General features: G+C 67.8%; 1 protein-coding gene and 3 pseudogenes. 2 read left to right on the top strand and 2 right to left on the bottom strand.

What is annotated here, in order from left to right; all coding sequences use genetic code 11:
* Window positions 1-264: pseudogene (locus ACWDZ7_RS42605) on the top strand (ABC transporter permease); the annotation flags it as partial.
* A 6-nt stretch (window positions 265-270) separates the two neighbouring features.
* Here ACWDZ7_RS42605 and ACWDZ7_RS42600 read toward each other — a convergent pair.
* A pseudogene (locus ACWDZ7_RS42600) lies at window positions 271-1,087 on the bottom strand (IS5 family transposase).
* Between ACWDZ7_RS42600 and ACWDZ7_RS42595 the strand changes: the two are divergent.
* On the top strand, window positions 983-2,977 hold the full coding sequence (locus ACWDZ7_RS42595; protein WP_451804308.1) for an ISL3 family transposase: 1,995 nt from the start codon (window positions 983-985) through the stop codon (window positions 2,975-2,977). The pseudogene ACWDZ7_RS42600 and the gene ACWDZ7_RS42595 sit on opposite strands and share 105 nt — an antisense overlap.
* A gap of 508 nt (window positions 2,978-3,485) precedes the next feature.
* Here the strand turns inward: ACWDZ7_RS42595 and ACWDZ7_RS42590 are convergent.
* Window positions 3,486-3,908 (bottom strand): annotated as a pseudogene (locus ACWDZ7_RS42590) (transposase); the annotation flags it as partial.
* Window positions 3,909-4,004 lie beyond the last annotated feature (96 nt).

The raw sequence follows: 4,004 nt of genomic DNA, 5'->3' as shown, positions 1-4,004 counted from the left end.
ATCGGAGCCAGGCCACGTACGCTGCGGCTCGTCCAGTGCGCCCAGGTGGTTCTGCCCCTGGCCCTCGGCCTGGTCCTCGCGCTGGTCGCGGGAAAACTGGCCGAGTCCTCCTTCCTCGTCACAGGCGGCGGAGAGGTCCTCTGGGACGGTGCGGGCATCCCCCTGCTCGCCCTGGCCGCGCTCGCCGTCCTGATCGTGGCGGTGCTTGGCATGCTGCCCCTGGTCGGACGTCACATCAATCCCGAACTGATCCGACGCGACTAACTGCCGCTAACGAAGCCGTGGGGCGTGGCGATGAGTAAGCAGGCAGGCAGCGAGGCTGAGAAAGGCTTCGTGGATGTCATCGCGCCGTTCCCAGCGGGTGCGGAGACGGCGGAAGCTATGCAGCCAGGCGATCGTGCGCTCGACGACGTAACGGAAGATGACCAGGCCAGAGCCGTGTGGCTGGCCTCGTTCGGCAATGACTGGGCGGATACCGCGGTGCCAGAGCAGACTGCGGTACAGGCCGTAGTCGTAGCCGCGATCAGCCAGCAGCGCGTCAGGCCTTCGCCGGGGCCGGGCGGCGTGCCCGGCGACAACCGAAATCTTGTCGAGCAGGGGCAACAGCTGCGTGACGTCGTGGCGGTTACCGCCGGCCAGCGACACCGCGAGCAGAATGCCCTGACCTTCGGTGATGACGTGGTGCTTGCTGCCCGGCCGTGCCCGGTCGACCGGGCTGGGCCCGCTTTTGGGCCCCGCTGGGCCGCCCGGACGTGCGAGGAGTCGATCACCGCCCGGGACCAGTCCAGCTGGTTCTTAGAGCGCGGCTTCTCCCGCAGGACGACGTGAAGTCGGTCCCAGACGCCGGCCTCGCTCCAGGCGGCCAGCCGCCGCCAGCACGTCATGCCCGAGCCAATCCCATCTCCTGGGGCAGGTATTCCCACTGCATGCCGGTGTGCAGCACGAACAAGATGCCGCACAGGGCCTGCCGGTCCGGTATCCCATGCCTGCCCTGTGCCGGCTTCGGTCCCGGTGCGGGCAGCAACGGCTCGATGAGCGACCACAGTCCATCCGACACGAACCACGGCCGCGACTGACGTTTCGCCACAACCAGACCAATAAGCGGACAGACCAACCGTCACATGATCAACCGCTTTTGTTAGAAACAGTAAGATATGCCGCCTGCGGTCCTCGCCCCGCTCATCGGCCTCCACGTCATCACCGCGCAATACTGGCGTCGGCGAACCGGCACCGACTGGACCGCTTGCCTCCAGGCACGCCAGCGGGCCCTCGACGCCAGAGAGCAGCCCTCCTGATGGCGCTCGTTGAATCTGGGTGTGACCGCGCTTCCGTGACGACTACGGCTGGCGGTGGACTGCTGGACCGTTCCTCCTGGGCACGTCCAGTTCATGGCGGTAGATACCTTGGAGGATGTGCTGTTTCCGGGGATGGCGGTTCGGATTCGGCAGTTGTGCGTCGTGGGGACGGTGCTCACGGTGGACGCGGTCGGCTGCGGTCGACCGGGCCGGTGTCCGATTGCGGCGATCATGCCGCGCGGGTTCACAGCCGCTACTGGCGCCACCTCTCGGACCGGCCAGTGGGCGGTCGGCAGATGGTGATCCGGCTTCTCGTGCGACGGTTCCGCTGTGACCAGCCGCTTTGCCCGAGGCGGACGTTCGTAGAGCAGGTCTGGGGACTGAGTGAGCGCCGTAGGCGCTCGACGCTCCCCATGCGTGATCTGCTGCGGGCCATCGCGGTCGAGCTGGGCGGCCGCCCCGGCCAACGCCTCTGCCGCAAGCCCCTGTTGGCAGGGGATCGGAGCCTGCTGCTGGGGCTGCTGGAGGCGCCACCCGTGCCGGCCAGAGCACCGCGTGTGCTCGGCGTGGACGAGTTCGCCTTCCGCAAGGGCCGCACCTACGGAACCCTCCTGGCCGATGTGGAGAGCTCGCTGCCCGTCGACGTACTGCCAGACCGGGAGACCGCGACGCTTGCGGCCTGGCTGCGAACGCATCCAGGTGCGGAGATCGTCTGCCGGGATCGGGCCACGTCGTTCACCCGGGCCGTCCAGCAGGCCGCTCCGGCCGCGGTCGAGGTGGCTGATCGCTGGCACCTGCTCGCGAACCTGTCCGCCGCGGTGGAGAAGACCTGCCACCAGCACCGCGACTGCCTGCGCAAACACGCCGACCGGCACAACAAGCCGACCGCAGCGGCACCAACGCCGACCGCCGCCCCTCAACCGCCCGCCCTGCCCCGAACCGCGATCGTGGCCCGCACACGCCAACGCCACCAGGACGTGCACGAGTTACTCGACCAGGGGTGGACGATCAGTGCGATCGCCCGCCGCCTCCGTCTGGACCGCAAGACGGTACGACGGTTCAAGGAGACCGACCTGGACGTGCTGATCGCGTCGGCCCGCGACCGGCGCCCCGGACTGATCGACCCGTTCACCGCCTATCTGCAGGCCCGGTTCTCAGCCGGCTGCACCAGCCCAATGCGGCTGTTTCGCGAGGTCCGCGAACGCGGCTACGGCGGCAGCCGACATGTCGTCTGCCGCTATGTGGCCAGCATCAAGGACGGCACCGCCGTCCCCGCCCCTGCGCCGATCCCCAGTCCTCGCAAGATCACGTCATGGATCATGCGGCCCCGCGAGACCCTGCAGGACAAGGACGCCGCCCGGCTCGATGAAGTCCGGCTCGCATGCCCCGACATCGCTTCGGCCCGCGACTTCGCCCGCGTCTTCGCCGAACTCGTCCGCAACCGGCGCGGCCACCTGCTGCTGGACTGGATCAGACAGGCTGAGCAGGACGGCCCCAAGCCCATCCGGGGCTTCGCCGGATTCCTCCGCCAGGACCTCGACGCCGTCACCGCTGGCATAACCCTCACCTACAGCTCCGGCGTCGTCGAAGGCCACGTCAACCGCATCAAGACGATCAAGCGGCAGATGTATGGGCGGGCATCGTTCCCCTTGCTGCGGGCCAGAATCCTCATCCGGCCGTAGTCGTCACGGAAGCGCGGTCACACCCAAAATCCGAGATCGGCATCACACGGTCGGTTTCGAGGGAAGTCAGCGTGAGCCGTCTCCCGGGCCGGGGCGCTACTGGCTAAGCGAGTGTTTAGCCGAATTCCTGTGCAGTGGCTGACCGTCGATGGTGACCTTATTTTTGGGAGTCCATCTCGGTCCTGATCGCCGTCGCGGGAACGCTCCTGGGTGCCTTGCTGACGCCCTGCTTTCAGCGACAGGCTGTACAGGACGCCGACAGGTCTGCGCGGGCGCGTGATCTGACAAGTGCGCGGCCCGGTTGCGCGAGGCCGACGCTGAACAGGGGCGACCGAGGCGGCCGCGCGGCGCCCGCATTTTCGTCTACTGCGGGGGGATCCCGGCGAGGGCAGCACGGAGGCTCTGGGAACTCAGTCCCAGGGCCTTCGCTGCAGCGTGACATCTGCAGACGCCCTTGAGAGGGCGTTTTGGCCCGTTGTTTCATCCCGTTCCGCGTAGTTGGTGTGGTTCATGCTCCTCGCCAGGTTGGTGTGGATTCGTGGGTGAGGCGGCGGGTCATGAGGGCGATCATCGCGATGTAGATCATGGCGGTGGAGCGGGTGGGAAGGGCTTCGTAGTCGCGGGCCAGGCGGCGGTGGTGCATGAGCCAGCCCAGGGTGCGTTCGGCTACCCACCTGCGGGGCAGGACTTTGAAGCCCTTGGTGCCGGGGGCTCGGCGGACGACTTCGAGGTCGATGCCGAGGCGGGCGGCGTGGTCGACGAGGTATTCGCGGTAGCCGCGGTCGGCCCAGCCTTTGCGGAGGCCGGGATGGTCGGCGGCGGAGCGGTTGAGGAGGCGTTCGCCGGCGACGGAGTCCTGGATGCTGGCGGCGGTGACCAGCACGGTGAGCATCAGGCCGGTGGTGTCGATGATGATGCTGCGCTTGCGGCCCTTATCTTGAGCTGACGCGACTTGTGGCCGCCTGACCTGGAGCTATGTGTGGTGGACGATGTCCTCAACGCTCTAATCAGCAGGGCCCGATGGCAG

Source organism: Streptomyces sp. NPDC003032 (assembly GCF_053591415.1).
This window is presented reverse-complemented; position numbering and strand designations above follow the sequence as displayed.